Origin of the sequence: Streptomyces sp. NPDC058008, assembly GCF_042886395.1 — a bacterium.
Taxonomy (GTDB): Bacteria; Actinomycetota; Actinomycetes; order Streptomycetales; family Streptomycetaceae; genus Streptomyces.
The window spans coordinates 20,948-36,748 of sequence record NZ_JBHVQX010000042.1 but is presented as its reverse complement, the minus strand read 5'-3'; the positions used below and the strand labels follow the sequence as shown (position 1 = coordinate 36,748).

Sequence of the window (15,801 nt, the reverse complement as noted above, 5' to 3'; positions counted from 1 at the left end):
CGGCGGCGGCGGGCGAGCCGGTGCGGGGCGAGTCGCCCCCGGTTCACTCCGATGACGGTGACGGCTTCGGCACGGCGACCGTGCCGGCGGGCGCCACGTCCCTCAGCAGGTGGGTGAAGGCACTCTCGTCCAGGACCGGGGTGCCGAACGACTTCGCCTTGACCGTCTTGGACGTCGCCGAGTCCGGGTCGTTGGTGACGAGCAGGCTCGTCAGCCGGGACACGCTGGTCGCCACGTGCAGGCCGGCCTCCACGGCGCGGTCCTCCAGGAGCTCCCGGTCGACCGAGGTGTCACCGGAGAAGGCCACCCGCATGCCCTGCATGAGCGGTTTGTCCGACTCGTAGCGTCCGGGGTTCGGATACGGGCACGCGGGACGCTTGCGCGAGGCGCGCCAGCTGCCCTGCCCCTGCGACGGCCGGTAACCGGTGCGCGGGGTGACCGGGGAGTCGTGCCATTCCGTCAGGGGACGGCACTCCAGCAGCGGCAGCCGCACCCCGTCCCTGGCCGCCGCGTGCAGACTCGGCCGGAAGGCCTCCGCCAGCACCCGCGCGTCGTCCAGCGCGTGGTGCGCGTGCCGCTGCACCACGCCGAAGTGCGCGGCGAGCGACTCCAGCTTGTGGTTGGGCAGGGGGAGCCGCAGCTCCTTGGCGAGCGCGATGGTGCACAGCCGCTGCTCGACGGGCACCGTGACCGCCGCACGGGCGTACTCCCGGGCGATCATCGACCAGTCGAACGCCGCGTTGTGGGCCACGAGCACCCGCCCGGCGAGCCGCTCCGACAACTGCGCGGCGACCTCCGGGAAGAGCGGTGCGCCCTCCAGGACGTCGCTGGTCAGCCCGTGGATCCAGACGGGGCCCGGATCCCGCTCCGGGTTCACCAGCGTGTACCAGTGGTCCTCGACGTCACCTCTCGCGTCCAGGCGGTACACGGCAGCGGAGATTATCCGGTCGTCGCGGGCGAGTCCGGTGGTCTCCACGTCGACGACCGCGTACCCCTGGGGATACGCGGCCGGCCACGGCGCTGCGGTCTGACGGTCGTCGAGCATGGTCACAGAGAATACGGGCCCGCACCGACAGCGGCCCATCCGGGCACCTCGGCCGTGAACGCGGACAGGGCGCCGCGCAGTTGACCCGGGGGCCTCCGGCGCGGGTCGCGGACGCGCCGGGGGAGGGCGTGGTGAGACGCTCGCGGGGTGACGGACACACAGGCGCAGACACACGACGAACCCCACGGGGGCGGGCTCGGCACCCGGCTCAACTGGCTCCGGGCGGCGGTGCTCGGCGCCAACGACGGGGTGGTCTCCACCGCCGGCATCGTCGTCGGCGTGGCCGGGGCCACGGGCGACCGCTCCACCCTGCTGACCGCGGGACTGGCCGGGCTGCTCGCGGGATCCATGTCGATGGCGGCCGGCGAGTACGTCTCGGTGTCCACCCAGCGTGACTCGGAGAAGGCCGCGCTGGCGATGGAGAGACGGGAACTGGAGGAGACCCCGGAGGCCGAGCTCGCCGAGCTGACCGGCCTGCTGGAGGAGAAGGGGCTGAGCAACCGGCTGGCCCGGGAGGCCGCCGTCCAGCTCACACGGCGCGACGCGCTGCGCGCCCACGCCGAGGTCGAGCTGGGCATCGACCCGGACGAGCTGACCAACCCCTGGCACGCGGCGGGCGCGAGCTTCCTGGCGTTCACGGTGGGCGCGCTGCTGCCCCTCCTGGCGATCGTGCTGCCACCGACCTCCGTACGGCTGCCCGTCACCGTCGTGTCCGTGCTCGCGGCGCTGGCGCTCACGGGCTGGTGGAGCGCCCGCCTGGGCGAGGCGGCGGCCCGGCCCGCCGTGCTGCGGAACATGGCCGGGGGAGCGGTCGCCATGGCGGTGACGTACGGGGCGGGGACGCTGCTGGGCGCGGCGGGGGTGTGAGGACGGGGCCACGCGCCGCGCGCACGATCCGCCCGGCGGGCGGAGCCCGGTGCCGGCCGTCACCGGGCCCGACGAGGATGCCGGGGCTCCACCCCTGGGGCGGCCGGCCACGGGGGACGCGGTGCCTTCCCGGAGCCCGCTCCACGGAAGCGGTCAGGACCCGGAGGCCGGCAACGACCTGATGGCCGTGCCGGCGCAACTTCCCTACCCGGCAGGTGTGTTCCTCCCCCCGGGCCACGCGCCCGCCGGAGAGCCCGCGACGGGGCCACGGGCTGAACCCGCCGAGCGCTCATGACGCCGTGTCTCACATACTTGTCGGTAACAACGTCTATGCCCGGCCCCCCGGACGGCTCTACGGTGCTCGCATGGAGCCGAACCTGCCCGATGTCGTGCTGTGGTCGATCCCGGCCTTCGTCCTGCTCACCGTCCTCGAAATGGTGTCGTACCGCCTGCATCCGGACGACGACGCCGCCGGGTACGACGCCAGGGACGCCGCCACCAGCGTCACCATGGGGCTGGGCAGCCTGGTCTTCGACCTGCTGTGGAAGATACCCGTCGTGGCGATCTACGCCGCCCTGTACGAACTGACCCCGCTGCGCGTCCCCGTGCTGTGGTGGACGGTCCTGCTGATGCTGCTCGCCCAGGACTTCTTCTACTACTGGTCCCACCGGGGCCACCACGTCGTCCGGATCCTCTGGGCCTGCCACGTCGTCCACCACTCCAGCCGGAAGTTCAACCTCACCACCGCCCTGCGCCAGCCCTGGACCTCGCTCACCTCCTGGCCGTTCTACCTGCCGCTCATCGCCCTGGGCGTCCACCCGGCCGCACTCGCCTTCTGCTCCTCGGCGAACCTCGTCTACCAGTTCTGGGTGCACACGGAACGGATCGGCACGCTGCCCCGGCCCTTCGAGTACGTCCTCAACACCCCCTCCCACCACCGGGTGCACCACGCCTCCCAGGGCGGATACCTGGACCGGAACTTCGGCGGGATCCTCATCCTCTGGGACCGGCTCTTCGGCTCGTTCGCCCCGGAGACCGAGCGTCCCGTCTTCGGGCTCACCAAGAACATCAGTACCCACAACCCGTTCCGCGTCGCCACCCACGAGTACGCCGCCATCGCCCGCGACGTACGGTCGGCCGCCACCTGGAGCGAGCGGGCGGGCCGGGTCTTCCGCGGACCGGGCTGGCAGCCGGCGCGCCCCGCCGGGGCCGCGGTGCCCTCCGCCCCCGCGCCCGTCGCCCCCGCCCGGCCGCACGCCGCCACCGAGCGCACCGGATGACGCCCCGCGCCGGTGCGCCCCGGCTCGTGCGACCGCTGCTCCTCGCCTTCCTGGCCGTGTCCGCCGTCCATCTGGCGGGGCTCCTCGCCGGGCAGGACGCCCTGCACGTGGCCACCAAGCCGCTGCTGATGCCCCTGCTCGCCGCCCACGCCGCGGCCCGCCGGGGCCCGTGGCCGCTGATCGCCGCGCTGCTGTGCGGCTGGGCGGGGGACGTGCTGCTGATGCCCGACGCCGAGCCCGCGTTCCTCGCCGGGATGGGCTTCTTCGCAGCGGGCCACGTCTGCTACCTGGTGCTCTTCGGCCGCGCCTCGGTCCGGCCGGTCTCCGGGGCCGTCTACGCCGTCGTGCTCGTGGCCTTCGTCGCGGTGCTGTGGCCGGGGCTGCCGGACGGACTGCGCGTCCCGCTGACCGGGTACAGCCTGCTGCTCACGGCCATGGCCTGGCGCGCGGGCGTCCTCGGCCGCCCCGCCGCGCTCGGCGGCGCGCTCTTCCTCTTCTCCGACGCGCTCATCGCGACCGGCATCGCGGACCTGCCCCAGCTGCCGGCCCACAGCTTCTTGATCATGCTGACCTACCTCGCGGCGCAGTACCTGCTCACCAGGGGGGCGCTCGACGGTCCGACGGATTCCACCGGCGCCGCCCCCGGGGCGTACCGTGAGAGGCGTATCAGAATCTGAGACCAGCGAGGACCCCCACGCATGCGCGCCACTGTGATCCACGCCCCCCACGACATCCGTGTGGAGGAGGTGCCCGACGCCACGGTCCAGCAGCCCACCGACGTGGTCCTGCGGGTCCTGCGGGCCTGCATCTGCGGCAGCGACCTGTGGGCCTACCGCGGCGAATCCGCCCGGCGGCCCGGCCAGCGCATCGGCCACGAGTTCCTCGGCGTCGTCGAGGAGGCGGGCCCCGGGGTCAACGGATTCGCCGTCGGCGACCTCGTCGTGGCCCCGTTCGTCTGGTCCGACGGCACCTGCACCTACTGCGCCGAAGGGCTCACGACCTCCTGCCCCCAGGGCGGGTTCTGGGGATCGGTGGGCTCCGACGGCGGCCAGGGCGAGGCCGTCCGCGTCCCCTTCGCCGACGGCACCCTCGTCCGGCTCCCGGCCGCCGCCGCGTCCGACGACCGGCTGCTCACCGCGCTCCTGGCGCTCTCCGACGTCCTGGGCACCGGACACCACGCGGCGCTCGGCGCCGGTGTGAAGCCCGGCAGCACCGTCGCGGTCGTCGGTGACGGCGCCGTCGGCCTCTGCGGCGTCATGGCCGCCAAGCGGCTCGGCGCCGAGCGGATCATCGCGCTGGGCCGCCACCGGGCGCGGACCGACATCGCCCGCGCGTTCGGCGCCACGGACGTCGTCGCCGAGCGCGGCGACGCGGCCCTCGAGGCCGTACGGGAGCTCACGCGGGGCGAAGGCACCCACGGGGTGATCGAGGCGGTCGGCACCGAACAGTCGATGCGTACCGCCATCGGCGTCGTCCGCGACGGCGGCTTCATCGGATACGTCGGCGTCCCGCACGGCAGCGGCACCGGGCTCGACCTCGGTGTGATGTTCGACCGCAACATCGCCCTGCGGGGCGGCGTCGCCCCCGTACGCACGTACATCCCGGAGCTGCTCCCCGACGTGCTGGACGGCACCATCGACCCGTCGCCGGTCTTCGACCTGTCGGTCGGGCTGGACGGGGTGCCGGGCGGCTACAAGGCGATGGACGAGCGTACGGCGCTCAAGGTCCTCATCAAGCCGTAGCCGGCGGGCGCGCAGGACGCGGGAGGGGCCGGGGACAGCTGTCCCCGGCCCCTCCCCATGCGTCCGTGTCCGTGCCCTACTTGCGGACCGCGTCCAGCGCGTCCACGACACCGGCTCCGTAGAAGCCGTTGTAGTGCTTGCCGCCCTCGCAGACCGCGTCGACGGTGCCGTCACCGTCGATGTCGTACGGCGCGCCGCACGCGGTGGCGTCGGCCTGCAGCACCAGCAGCGCCTTCACCGCTGCCGCCGAGGCGTGCGGGTGGGTCGACTTGATCAGGGCCGCGACACCCGCGACGTGCGGGGACGCCATCGACGTACCGGCCTTGTAGCCGTAGCGGCCACCGGGCAGCGTCGAGAGGATCAGACCGTTGTCCGCGGGCGCGTCCGGCGCCTGGTAGCGCGTGGAGTCACCGCCCGGGGCGGCGACGTCGATGACCCCGAGGCCGTAGTTCGAGTAGGAGGCCTTGAGGTTCTTCGCACCGGTCGCGGAGACCGTCACGACGCCCGGCAGCATGGTCGGGATGTCGGGGCAGGCCTTCGGGTCGACCGTGCGGGTGACCGTGGTGCTGTCGTTGGGGCTCGTCGTGTCCTCGATGGCGTCGAGGGCCAGGTCGTGGTCGGAGTTGCCGGCCGCGGCGACGTTCACGACGCCCTTGCCCTCCGCGTAGCGGCTGGCACGGGTGACCGCCTCGACCAGGGCGCCCTGGTCCGGGTCGTTCTTGCAGTTGAACAGCCACGGGTCGGTGTAGTAGCTGCTGTTCGTCACGTCGACGCCGTGCTCGGCGGCCCAGACGAAGCCGCAGACGACGGCCTCGGTGTAGAAGAAGCCGGCCGGGGTGGACACCTTGATGCCGGAGACCTTCACGCCGGGCGCGACACCGGTGACACCGATGCCGTTCTTCGCCGCGGCTATCGTGCCGGCGACGTGCGTGCCGTGGTCGCTCTCACCCGCGGCGGGCCGCCAGGCGCCGTCCGTGGTGTCCGGGGCGCCGGACACGCAGTTCACCGAGGCCTTGCGGTCGAAGTTCGGGGCCAGGTCCGGGTGCGTGTCGTCCACGCCCGTGTCGATGACGGCGACCGTGACCTTGCTGCTGCCGAGCGACTTCTTGTGCGCCTGGTCCGCCTTGATGGCCGGAAGGTCCCACTGCAGGGGCTCCAGCGGGTCCTGCCCCGCCACCGCGTCCGCCGACGCCGCCCGCGCCTGCGCGGCGGTGAGGGGCTGCTCGACCCCGATGTCCTTCGTCGCCTGCGGCACGATCGGACTGGTGCGGGTCGCGCCCGCGGACTGCACGCCCTTGGCCTTGCGGATCGTCGCGCCGAAGTCCGGGTTCTGCGAGTGGACGACGATGACGCCTATCTTGTCGTACGACGTCACGACGGTTCCGCCGGCCGCGGATATCGCCTTCCGCACCTGCGTGACCGTGCCGTGACCCGCCCTCGTGTTCACGACGTACGACAGCTTCGGGCCGTCCGTCCTGACCGCCGCCGTCGGCGCGTCCGCGGGGGCCGCGGACGCCGCCCCCGTCGGAAGGAAGCCGAGCGAGGCCGTGAGCGCGAGTCCGACGGGCAGCGTGAGTACGCGAGTCCGTCTGGATGCCAGATGAGCCATGGGTTCTCCACATCATCCGTGCCGGTGGAACCGGACACAGGCGTGTCCGGTCCGGTACATGACCTGTGAAGTTATCGCTGATCTTCCCGGCACAGCAATGAATACGGGCAAGTGAGTTCGAGGTGTGACCTGTGGGGGGCGCGTGCCCGGAGCCGGTCCGAGAAGACCGAATCTGCGGTGAACCGCTTCGCCGCGCTCTCCGTGCCGTTGCACAGGGAGTCGTGCGACCAGTGCCCGCCACTCAGCAACGCAGAGGACTCCCGTGAAATCCAACGCCCCGACCACCGCACCCGCGTCGCGAGGAGAATCCGTGGCCACCGAAGCACCGCCGCCCCAGAGCCCTGAGGACGGCAGTCCCGTCCAGCCCACGACCGAGGCGTTCCTCGAGGCGCAGAACAGCGCGGAGTTCGCCGAGCTGCGACGCTCGCACCGGTCCTTCGCCTTTCCGCTGACCGTCGGATTCATCGCCTGGTACCTGCTGTACGTGCTGCTGTCCAGCTATGCCGACGACTTCATGAGCAAGATTGTCTTCGCGAACTTCAACGTCGCCTTCGTGTTCGGCCTCGCCCAGTTCGCCACCACGTTCCTGATCGCCTGGTTCTACTCGCGCCACGCCACGAGCAAGCTCGACCCGCAGGCGGCGGCCATCAAGTCCCGTCTGGAGGCCGACGCATGAGCGCCGCCCACGCACCGCACGCCGTGATCCAGCTCGCCGCGTCGTCGTCGACCGCCGAACACCGGCCGCTGATCATCACCCTCTTCGCGGTCTTCGTCGCCGCGACCCTGGGCATCACCGTCTGGGCCGGCCGGCAGACCAAGAGCGCGTCGGACTTCTACGCGGGCGGGCGGCAGTTCACCGCCTTCCAGAACGGCCTCGCCGTCTCCGGCGACTACATGTCGGCCGCGTCCTTCCTCGGCATCGCCGGAGCCATCGCGCTCTTCGGCTACGACGGCTTCCTCTACTCCATCGGCTTCCTCGTCGCCTGGCTCGTCGCCCTGCTGCTCGTCGCCGAACCCCTGCGCAACTCGGGCCGCTACACCATGGGCGACGTCCTCGCCTACCGGATGCGCCAGAGGCCGGTGCGTACCGCCGCCGGCGTCTCCACGATCGTCGTCTCGATCTTCTACCTGCTGGCCCAGATGGCGGGCGCGGGCGTCCTCGTCTCGCTGCTGCTCGGCATCACCAGCGACGCCGGCAAGATCCTCATCGTGGCGCTGGTCGGCGTGCTGATGATCGTCTACGTCACCATCGGGGGCATGAAGGGCACTACCTGGGTACAGATGGTCAAGGCGGTGCTGCTCATCGCGGGCGCCCTGCTGATGACCCTGATGGTGCTGTGGAAGTTCGACTTCAACATCTCCGACCTGCTCGGCACCGCCGCGGAGAAGAGCGGCCACGGCTCGGCGTTCCTGGAGCCCGGCCTGAAGTACGGCGCCACCGACGTGTCGAAGCTGGACTTCATCTCGCTCGGCATCGCGCTCGTGCTCGGCACCGCGGGACTCCCGCACATCCTGATCCGCTTCTACACCGTCCCGACCGCCAAGGCCGCCCGCAAGTCCGTCAACTGGGCCATCGGCATCATCGGCGCCTTCTACCTGATGACGATCGCCCTCGGCTTCGGCGCGGCAGCGCTGATCGGGCCCGAGGAGATCAAGGCGAAGAACCCGGCAGGCAACGCGGCGGCACCCCAGCTCGCCGAGTACCTCGGCGGGGTCGGCACGACCGGGGGCGCCGTCATGCTCGCCGTCATCTCCGCCGTCGCCTTCGCCACCATCCTCGCCGTCGTCGCGGGCCTGACCCTCGCGTCCTCGTCCTCCTTCGCCCACGACATCTACGCCAACGTCATCCGCAAGGGGAAGGCCACCGAGAAGGAGGAGATGAGCGCGGCCCGCTGGGCCACCGTCGCGATCGGCGTCGTCTCCATCGCCCTCGGCGCGATGGCCCGCGACCTGAACGTCGCCGGACTCGTGGCCCTCGCCTTCGCCGTCGCCGCCTCGGCCAACCTGCCGACCATCCTCTACAGCCTCTTCTGGAAGCGCTTCACCACCCAGGGCGCCCTCTGGTCGATCTACGGCGGTCTCGCCTCGTCCGTCATCCTGGTGCTCTTCTCCCCGGTCGTCTCCGGGAAGGCCAGCTCGATGTTCCCGGACGTGGACTTCGCCTGGTTCCCCCTGGAGAACCCCGGCCTCATCTCCATCCCGCTGGGCTTCCTGCTCGGCTGGGTCGGCTCGGTCCTCTCCAAGGAGGAGCCCGACAAGGGCAAGTACGCCGAACTCGAGGTCAAGTCCCTCACCGGCACCGGAGCCCACTGAACCCGGCCTCCGCACGCACCGCGCCACGGGGCCCCGTCGTAGAGACCTACGACGGGGCCCCGTCGCACCTCGTGTCAACCGGGCCCCCTCCACACCACCGGCCTCGCGTAGTCTCGGAGGAGTCAACCGAAACCGCTCACCGGGGGAGGGGGCCCACAGTGCTCATCGACACCTACGGCCGGGTCGCCACCGACCTGCGTGTCTCACTGACCGACAAGTGCAATCTCCGCTGCACCTACTGCATGCCCGAGGAGGGCCTGCGGTGGCTCTCCAAGCCGGACCTCCTCACCGACGACGAGATCGTCCGCCTCGTCGGGATCGCCGTCACCGGCCTCGGCGTCACCGAGGTCCGCTTCACCGGCGGCGAGCCGCTGCTGCGCCCCGGCCTCGTCTCCGTCGTCCAGCGGTGCGCCGCCCTGGAACCCCGCCCCAGGATGTCCCTCACGACCAACGGCATCGGGCTCGGCCGCACCGCCGCCGCCCTGAAGGCCGCGGGCCTGGACCGGGTCAACGTCTCCCTGGACACCCTGCGCCCCGACGTGTTCAGGACACTCACCCGACGCGACCGGCACGCGGACGTGCTGGAGGGACTCCGGGCGGCCCGCGACGCCGGACTCACCCCGGTCAAGGTCAACTCCGTCCTCATGCCCGGCCTCAACGGCGACGAGGCCCCCGAGCTGCTCGCCTGGGCCGTCGAGAACGCCTACGAGCTGCGCTTCATCGAGCAGATGCCGCTCGACGCCCAGCACGGCTGGAAGCGCGACGGCATGATCACGGCCAGTGACATCCTCGCCTCGCTCCGCACGCGCTTCACCCTCACCCCCGAAGGGGACGAGGAGCGCGGATCCGCCCCCGCGGAACGCTGGACCGTGGACGGCGGCCCGCACCGCGTCGGCGTCATCGCCTCCGTGACCAGGCCCTTCTGCGCCGCCTGCGACCGCACCCGGCTCACCGCCGACGGCCAGGTCCGCACCTGCCTCTTCGCCCGCGAGGAGACCGACCTGCGCGGCGCCCTGCGCTCCGGCGCGCCGGACGAGGAGATCGCCAGGATCTGGAAGCTCGCGATGTGGGGCAAGAAGGCCGGCTCCGGACTCGACGACCCCTCCTTCCTCCAGCCCGACCGCCCGATGTCAGCGATCGGCGGCTGAGGACTCCCACTCCGCCAGCGGCACGACGTCCTTGAGGAAGCCGCGCACGCCGAGGAACGAGGAGAGGTGCTCCCGGTGCTCGTCGCAGGCCAGCCAGGTCTTGCGGCGCTCGGGGGTGTGCAGCTTGGGGTTGTTCCAGGCGAGGACCCACACGGCGTCGGCGCGGCAGCCCTTGGCGGAACAGACCGGTGCGCCGGTGGCGCTCGAGGCTGGGGTGTCGGGGAGGTTCACGGCCTCAACCCTAGACGCTGCCGCCCGCCGACCCGCGGACGCACCCCCGCCGGAGAATGGCGACGCCGGGCAGCCACGGGGGGAGCTGCCCGGCGTCGGTCCGTCGCTCCGACGGGGGATGCGGAGCGCTCACGAAGTATGGCACGGGCGCCGGGGTCCGGTGCACCGGAACGTCATGATTGGGGCGAGCTTTCCTGAGCGCTCCCGCTCAGCCCGGGGCGGGCCCGCCGGCGGCGCGGCCGGACGGCCCCGGCTCCCCGGCCGGCTCCGCCGGGCCCGCGGCGGGGGCGGTGCCGAGAGCGGTCCGCGCCGGCGCGGGAACGAAGGTCGAGGGAAGCGAAGGGGCGTTCTCACGACCGGCGTTGGCGATGACGACCGAGACGTAGGGGAGCAGAACGCCCAGCGCGAGCGCCACCACCGCCACGTGCCTCTCGACGTTCCACAGCGTCGCGGCCAGCACCACGGAGACCGTGCGCACGGACATCGAGATGATGTAACGCCGCTGTCTGCCGCGCACATCGTCCGCGAGACCCTGCCGGGCCCCCGTGATCCGGAAGACCTCCGTGCCGCTCTGCTTCCGCATCGTGATTCCACCACCAGATCTCCGTGCCGGACTTCCCCGGACGACGCCGCTCCCACGGTACGCCCGGCGGGCGCGGTATCCGAGACCGGGGCGGGTCCGGGCCGCGTGGTGGCGAACCGCCTCTCCCCGTACGGACGTGTCCGGCATGCGGCGTACGTCCGGCGAGCCGACACTGGGCGGACGTGCGCACTCCGCGCCGCACGAGGAGGCGATATGGGCTGGTTGTGGGCAATCATCGTAGGGCTCGTGCTGGGTGTGCTCGCCCGGGCGATCCTGCCGGGGAAGCAGAACATCCCCCTCTGGCTGACGGTGGTGTTCGGCATCCTCGGCAGCATCCTCGGTAACGCCGTCGCCACCTGGATCGGTGTCAACGACACCAAGGGGATCGACTGGATCCGCCATCTGCTGCAGCTGCTCGGTGCCGTGGCCGTCGTCGGCGTCGGCGACATGCTCTGGCAGTCCATCAGGGGCAACAGGAACAGGAGCCGGAAGGACTGACCGGCCCACGGCACAGCACCGCGGCCGGCCACGCGTCACGCGTGACCGGCCGCGGTGCCGTGCTCCCGGGGGTCAGCCGGCCGTGACCTCGACGGCGGCCAGGTTCTTCTTGCCCCGGCGCAGGACCAGCCAGCGCCCGTGCAGCAGCTCCTCGGCGGCGGGCGCGCTCTCGCCGTCCGTGACCTTCGCGTTGTTCACGTAGGCCCCGCCCTCCTTGACCGTGCGGCGGGCGGCCGACTTGCTCGCCGACAGCCCGACCTCGACCAGGAGGTCCACCACCGGGCCCAGCTCGGCGACCCGGGCGTGCGGCACCTCGGACAGCGCGGCGCTCAGCGTCGCCTCGTCCAGCTCCCCGAGCTCACCCTGGCCGAACAGCGCCTTCGACGCCGCGATGACCGCCGCGCACTGCGCGCCGCCGTGCACCAGCGTCGTCAGCTCCTCGGCCAGCGAGCGCTGCGCCGAACGCGCCTGAGGACGTTCCTCGGTGAGCTTCTCCAGCTCCTCGAGCTCCTCACGGCTCCGGAAGCTCAGGATGCGCATGTACGTCGAGATGTCCCGGTCGTCCACGTTCAGCCAGAACTGGTAGAAGGCGTACGGCGTGGTCATCTCCGGGTCGAGCCAGACGGCGCCGCTCTCGGACTTGCCGAACTTCGTGCCGTCGGCCTTCACCATGAGCGGCGTCGCCAGCGCGTGCACCGCGGCGCCCGGCTCCAGGCGGTGGATCAGGTCGATGCCCGCCGTGAGGTTGCCCCACTGGTCGCTGCCGCCCTGCTGGAGGGTGCAGCCGTAGCGGCGGTACAGCTCCAGGTAGTCCATGCCCTGGAGGAGCTGGTAGCTGAACTCCGTGTAGCTGATGCCCTCCTGCGACTCCAGGCGGCGGGCCACCGAGTCCTTGGTGAGCATCTTGTTGACCCGGAAGTGCTTGCCGATGTCCCGGAGGAACTCGATCGCGGACAGGCCCGCGGTCCAGTCCAGGTTGTTCACCATCGTCGCCGCGTTCGGACCCTCGAAGGTGAGGAAGGGCTCGATCTGCCCGCGCAGCCGCTGGACCCACGCGGCGATGGTCTCCGGGTCGTTCAGGGTGCGCTCCGCGGTCGGCCGCGGGTCACCGATCTGGCCGGTGGCCCCGCCGACCAGGGCGAGCGGCCGGAGCCCGGCGAGCTGGAGCCGGCGCATGGTGAGCACCTGCACGAGATGGCCCACGTGCAGACTCGCCGCGGTCGGGTCGAAGCCGCAATAGAAGGTGACCGGGCCGTCCGCGAGAGCCTTGCGCAATGCGTCCTCGTCGGTGGACTGGGCGAACAGCCCGCGCCACTTCAGCTCGTCGACGATGTCCGTCACGGTCGTTTCTCTCCTCTGGGGTCCGGCTGGTTCCGATCGGTCGTCCGGTCAGTCTATGGGCGTCACACGCCCCGGCTGACCGAGCTCATGTGGAAGTCGGGGACGCGCAGCGCGGGCATCGCGGCCCGGGTGAAGTAGTCGCCCCACTCGCGCGGCAGCGTCTTCTCCGTCCGGCCCGCCTCCGTCGCCCGGGACAGCAGCCCGACCGGCGACTCGTTGAACCGGAAGTTGTTCACCTCGCCGACGACCTCGCCGTCCTCCACCAGGTAGACCCCGTCCCGGGTCAGACCCGTCAGCAGCAGGGTGGCCGGATCCACCTCGCGGATGTACCAGAGGCACGTCAGCAGCAGGGCGCGGCCGGTCGTCGCGGCCACCATCTCGTCCAGGGAGCGCTCACCGCCCCCGTCCAGCACCAGGTTGTCCATCGAGGGGGCGACCGGCAGGTCCGTCAGCCCGGCGGAGTGCCGGGTCGTCGTCAGCCGCTCCAGCCTGCCGTCCCTGATCCAGTCGGTCGGAGCCAGTGGCAGCCCGTTGTCGAAGACCGAGGAACCGTCCCCCGAGGAGTGCGCGATCACGAACGGCGCCGACTCCAGCCCCGGGGCGTGCGGGTCGCTGCGCAGGGTGAGCGGCAGCCCGGACAGCTTTTCGCCGATCCGTGTGCCGCCGCCCGGCCGGGAGAAGACCGTACGGCCCTCCGCCGCGTCCCGGGCGCCCGCCGACCAGTACTGGTAGATCAGCAGGTCCGCCACGGCGGTCGGCGGCAGGAGCGTCTGGTAGCGCCCGGCGGGCAGCTCGATCCTGCGCTCGGCCCAGCCCAGGCGCTGCGCCAGCTCCGCGTCCAGGGCCGCCGGGTCGACGTCCTCGAAGTCCCGGGTCGCCCGGCCCGCCCAGGCCGAACGGGTCCGGTCCGGGGACTTGGCGTTCAGCTCCAGCGTCCCGTTCGGCTGGTCGTGGCGCAGCCGCAGACCCGTCGACGTACCCAGGTACGTCGAGTTCATCTGGTGGTGCGCGAAGCCGTACAGCTCCCGGCCGCCCGCGCGCGCCCGCGCGAAGGAGTCGCCGAGCGCCGGGGCGAAGGCGGCGAAGACGTCGGACCCGGTCTCGGCCGGCGGCTCCGTGAAGTCGGCGGAGACCGGGACGCCGGAGACCAGCGGCTGCGCGTCCTCGGCCGGTCCCGCACCGCGCGCGGCCGCCTCGGCGGCCCGCACGAGGGGCTCCAGGTCGGCGGTGGTGACCGCGGAGCGCGACACCACGCCGGACGCCGTTCCCCGCGCGCCGTCCACCGTGGCGATCACCGTCAGGGTCCGGCCGCGCGTCACCCCGTTCGTGGTGAGCGCGTTGCCGGCCCAGCGCAGGTTGGCGGAGGAGCTCTCGTCCGCGATGACCACGCAGCCGTCGGCGGTGGACAGCTCCAGTGCGCGCTCGACGATCTCGTACGGCTTGCTGACGCGGCTCATCGCCCGCCCTCCTGCGTCGTGTTGAGGATGTTCACGCCTCGGAAGAGGGCCGAGGGGCAGCCGTGCGAGACGGCCGCGACCTGGCCCGGCTGGGCCTTGCCGCAGTTGAACGCGCCGCCCAGGACGTAGGTCTGGGGGCCGCCCACCTTCTCCATGGAGCCCCAGAAGTCCGTCGTCGTCGCCTGGTAGGCCACGTCCCGCAGCTGGCCCGCCAGCCTGCCGTTCTCGATCCGGAAGAACCGCTGCCCGGTGAACTGGAAGTTGTAGCGCTGCATGTCGATCGACCAGGACCGGTCGCCGACCACGTAGATCCCGCGCTCCACCCCGCCGATCAGGTCCTCCGTGGAGAGCCCGCCCGGGTCCGGCCGCAGCGACACGTTCGCCATGCGCTGCACCGGGACGTGCTCCGGGGAGTCGGCGTACGCGCACCCGTTGGACCGGCCCAGACCCGTCAGCTTCGCGATCCGCCGGTCCGTCTGGTAGCCCACCAGCGTCCCGTCCCTGACCAGGTCCCAGGACTGCGCCTCGACGCCCTCGTCGTCGTACCCGACCGTCGCGAGCCCGTGCTCGGCGGTGCGGTCACCGGTCACGTTCATCACGGGGGAGCCGTACGCCAGCTTCCCGAGCTGGTCGAACGTGGCGAACGAGGTGCCCGCGTACGCCGCCTCGTAGCCCAGCGCCCGGTCCAGCTCGGTGGCGTGCCCGATCGACTCGTGGATGGTCAGCCAGAGGTTGGACGGGTCGACCACCAGGTCGTACGTCCCCGCCTCGACGCTCGGCGCCCGCATCTTCTCGGCCAGCAGCCCCGGGATGCGCTCCAGCTCCTGGTCCCAGTCCCAGCCGGTGCCCGTGAGGTACTCCCAGCCCCGGCCCACCGGCGGGGCGATGGTGCGCATCGAGTCGAACTCGCCGGTCGCGGAGTCCACGGCCACGGCGGTCAGCTGCGGATGCACCCGCACGCGCTGCTGGGTGGTGACGGTGCCGGCGGTGTCCGCGTAGAACTTGTTCTCGTGGACCGTCATCAGCGAGGCGTCCACGTGCGCGACCCCGTCGGCCGCCAGCAGCCGCGCGCTCCACTCGGCGAGCAGCCCCGCCTTCTCCTCGTCCGGTACGGAGAACGGGTCGACGTCGTACGCGGACACCCAGGTCCGCTCCCCGTGCACCGGCTCGTCCGCCAGCTCGACCCGCTCGTCGGAACCGGCTGCGGCGATCACCTTCGCGGACAGCTTGGCCATGGCGACGGCCCGCGAGGCCACCTTCGCCGCCGCGTCCATCGTCAGGTCCACGCCGGAGGCGAACCCCCAGGCCCCGCCGTGCACCACCCGCACCGCGTACCCGGTGTCGGTGGTGTCCGACGAACCCGAGGGCCGGGCGTCGCGCAGCCGCCACGAGGCGCCGCGCACCCGCTCGAACCGGAAGTCCGCGTGCGCGGCGCCCAGCGCACGGGCGCGGGCGAGCGCCGCGTCGGCGAGGGCGCGGAGCGGCAGCGCCAGGAACGACTGATCTACCTCGTGGGCCACGCGGGCCTCCCCTTCTCCACCTCTGAAAACGTCTCCGCAGTGAATCATGGGGGGTCCCCGCCTCCCCGTGCCCGGGTTTTACGCCGCCGTGGCCCGCGCCGGAGCGTTCTGTAGGGATCCGACAGTCGCGGCCCGGCGTCGCTGTCAGAGGCCGATTCCCGGGATGA

The 15,801-nt window shown here is 72.1% G+C and carries 15 protein-coding genes; 8 read left to right on the top strand and 7 right to left on the bottom strand.

The genetic code is table 11. The features are described 5' to 3' along the window. Window positions 1-43: 43 nt before the first annotated feature. On the bottom strand, window positions 44-1,051 hold the full coding sequence (locus ACFVS9_RS30915; protein WP_383116646.1) for a DEDDh family exonuclease: 1,008 nt from the start codon (window positions 1,049-1,051) through the stop codon (window positions 44-46). A 141-nt stretch (window positions 1,052-1,192) separates the two neighbouring features. On the opposite strand from ACFVS9_RS30915, the gene ACFVS9_RS30910 reads away from it, so the two are divergent. The 4 genes from ACFVS9_RS30910 to ACFVS9_RS30895 all read left to right on the top strand — a co-directional run bounded on the left by ACFVS9_RS30910 (window position 1,193) and on the right by ACFVS9_RS30895 (window position 4,934). Then, on the top strand, window positions 1,193-1,912 hold the full coding sequence (locus ACFVS9_RS30910; RefSeq protein ID WP_383116645.1) for a VIT family protein: 720 nt from the start codon (window positions 1,193-1,195) through the stop codon (window positions 1,910-1,912). A gap of 365 nt (window positions 1,913-2,277) precedes the next feature. Continuing rightward, window positions 2,278-3,192 carry a sterol desaturase family protein gene (locus ACFVS9_RS30905; protein ID WP_389937727.1) on the top strand — a complete coding sequence of 305 codons (915 nt, stop codon included), beginning with the start codon at window positions 2,278-2,280 and terminating at the stop codon, window positions 3,190-3,192. Further along, window positions 3,189-3,869 carry a lysoplasmalogenase gene (locus tag ACFVS9_RS30900; protein WP_383116643.1) on the top strand — a complete coding sequence of 227 codons (681 nt, stop codon included), beginning with the start codon at window positions 3,189-3,191 and terminating at the stop codon, window positions 3,867-3,869. Before ACFVS9_RS30905 ends, ACFVS9_RS30900 begins: the two co-directional genes overlap by 4 nt. Window positions 3,870-3,890: 21 nt before the next feature. Further along, window positions 3,891-4,934, top strand: coding sequence for a zinc-dependent alcohol dehydrogenase family protein (locus tag ACFVS9_RS30895; RefSeq protein ID WP_389937724.1), 1,044 nt, complete (start codon window positions 3,891-3,893; stop codon window positions 4,932-4,934). Window positions 4,935-5,010: 76 nt separating this feature from the next. Here ACFVS9_RS30895 and ACFVS9_RS30890 read toward each other — a convergent pair whose 3' ends face one another. Then, window positions 5,011-6,543: a S8 family serine peptidase gene (locus ACFVS9_RS30890; RefSeq protein WP_383116641.1), complete on the bottom strand. Its 1,533-nt coding sequence runs from the start codon at window positions 6,541-6,543 to the stop codon at window positions 5,011-5,013. A gap of 310 nt (window positions 6,544-6,853) precedes the next feature. Between ACFVS9_RS30890 and ACFVS9_RS30885 the strand changes: the two genes are divergently transcribed. From ACFVS9_RS30885 to moaA, 3 genes are all read left to right on the top strand, one after another. Further along, window positions 6,854-7,219 (top strand): DUF485 domain-containing protein, encoded by a 366-nt coding sequence (locus ACFVS9_RS30885; protein WP_383116640.1) that lies wholly within the window; start codon window positions 6,854-6,856, stop codon window positions 7,217-7,219. Then, window positions 7,216-8,856 carry a cation acetate symporter gene (locus ACFVS9_RS30880; protein ID WP_383116639.1) on the top strand — a complete coding sequence of 547 codons (1,641 nt, stop codon included), beginning with the start codon at window positions 7,216-7,218 and terminating at the stop codon, window positions 8,854-8,856. Before ACFVS9_RS30885 ends, ACFVS9_RS30880 begins: the two co-directional genes overlap by 4 nt. Before the next feature lie 158 nt (window positions 8,857-9,014). Then, window positions 9,015-10,004, top strand: coding sequence for a GTP 3',8-cyclase MoaA (gene moaA, locus ACFVS9_RS30875; protein WP_383116638.1), 990 nt, complete (start codon window positions 9,015-9,017; stop codon window positions 10,002-10,004). Here the strand turns inward: moaA and ACFVS9_RS30870 are convergent. Together ACFVS9_RS30870 and ACFVS9_RS30865 are read right to left on the bottom strand one after the other, a co-directional pair. After that, window positions 9,987-10,235, bottom strand: a complete 249-nt coding sequence (locus ACFVS9_RS30870) for a hypothetical protein (RefSeq protein ID WP_383116637.1) — start codon at window positions 10,233-10,235, stop codon at window positions 9,987-9,989. The two genes, moaA and ACFVS9_RS30870, sit on opposite strands and share 18 nt — an antisense overlap. Before the next feature lie 208 nt (window positions 10,236-10,443). Beyond that, window positions 10,444-10,818, bottom strand: coding sequence for a DUF3099 domain-containing protein (locus ACFVS9_RS30865; protein WP_389937720.1), 375 nt, complete (start codon window positions 10,816-10,818; stop codon window positions 10,444-10,446). A gap of 213 nt (window positions 10,819-11,031) precedes the next feature. On the opposite strand from ACFVS9_RS30865, the gene ACFVS9_RS30860 reads away from it, so the two are divergent. Next, on the top strand, window positions 11,032-11,316 hold the full coding sequence (locus ACFVS9_RS30860; protein ID WP_383116635.1) for a GlsB/YeaQ/YmgE family stress response membrane protein: 285 nt from the start codon (window positions 11,032-11,034) through the stop codon (window positions 11,314-11,316). A 72-nt stretch (window positions 11,317-11,388) separates the two neighbouring features. On the opposite strand, the gene tyrS is transcribed toward ACFVS9_RS30860, so the two are convergent. From tyrS to ACFVS9_RS30845, 3 genes are all read right to left on the bottom strand, one after another. Next, window positions 11,389-12,657, bottom strand: a complete 1,269-nt coding sequence (gene tyrS, locus ACFVS9_RS30855) for a tyrosine--tRNA ligase (protein WP_383117792.1) — start codon at window positions 12,655-12,657, stop codon at window positions 11,389-11,391. 62 nt (window positions 12,658-12,719) lie between these two features. Next, the gene (locus ACFVS9_RS30850) at window positions 12,720-14,114 is read right to left on the bottom strand and encodes a metallopeptidase TldD-related protein (RefSeq protein WP_389937716.1); all 1,395 of its coding nucleotides are present in this window, start codon (window positions 14,112-14,114) and stop codon (window positions 12,720-12,722) included. Beyond that, on the bottom strand, window positions 14,111-15,634 hold the full coding sequence (locus tag ACFVS9_RS30845) for a TldD/PmbA family protein (RefSeq protein ID WP_389937713.1): 1,524 nt from the start codon (window positions 15,632-15,634) through the stop codon (window positions 14,111-14,113). The genes ACFVS9_RS30850 and ACFVS9_RS30845 overlap by 4 nt, the downstream gene beginning before the upstream one ends. Window positions 15,635-15,801: the final 167 nt, after the last annotated feature.

Bases quoted from the DNA above. Each gene is read 5' to 3' on its own strand.
- ACFVS9_RS30905 (WP_389937727.1), top strand. From the start codon at position 2,278: ATGGAGCCGAACCTGCCCGATGTCGTGCTGTGGTCGATCCCGGCCTTC.
- ACFVS9_RS30865 (WP_389937720.1), bottom strand. From the start codon at position 10,818: ATGCGGAAGCAGAGCGGCACGGAGGTCTTCCGGATCACGGGGGCCCGG.
- ACFVS9_RS30895 (WP_389937724.1), top strand. From the start codon at position 3,891: ATGCGCGCCACTGTGATCCACGCCCCCCACGACATCCGTGTGGAGGAG.
- ACFVS9_RS30850 (WP_389937716.1), bottom strand. From the start codon at position 14,114: ATGAGCCGCGTCAGCAAGCCGTACGAGATCGTCGAGCGCGCACTGGAG.
- ACFVS9_RS30900 (WP_383116643.1), top strand. From the start codon at position 3,189: ATGACGCCCCGCGCCGGTGCGCCCCGGCTCGTGCGACCGCTGCTCCTC.
- ACFVS9_RS30860 (WP_383116635.1), top strand. From the start codon at position 11,032: ATGGGCTGGTTGTGGGCAATCATCGTAGGGCTCGTGCTGGGTGTGCTC.
- ACFVS9_RS30890 (WP_383116641.1), bottom strand. From the start codon at position 6,543: ATGGCTCATCTGGCATCCAGACGGACTCGCGTACTCACGCTGCCCGTC.
- ACFVS9_RS30880 (WP_383116639.1), top strand. From the start codon at position 7,216: ATGAGCGCCGCCCACGCACCGCACGCCGTGATCCAGCTCGCCGCGTCG.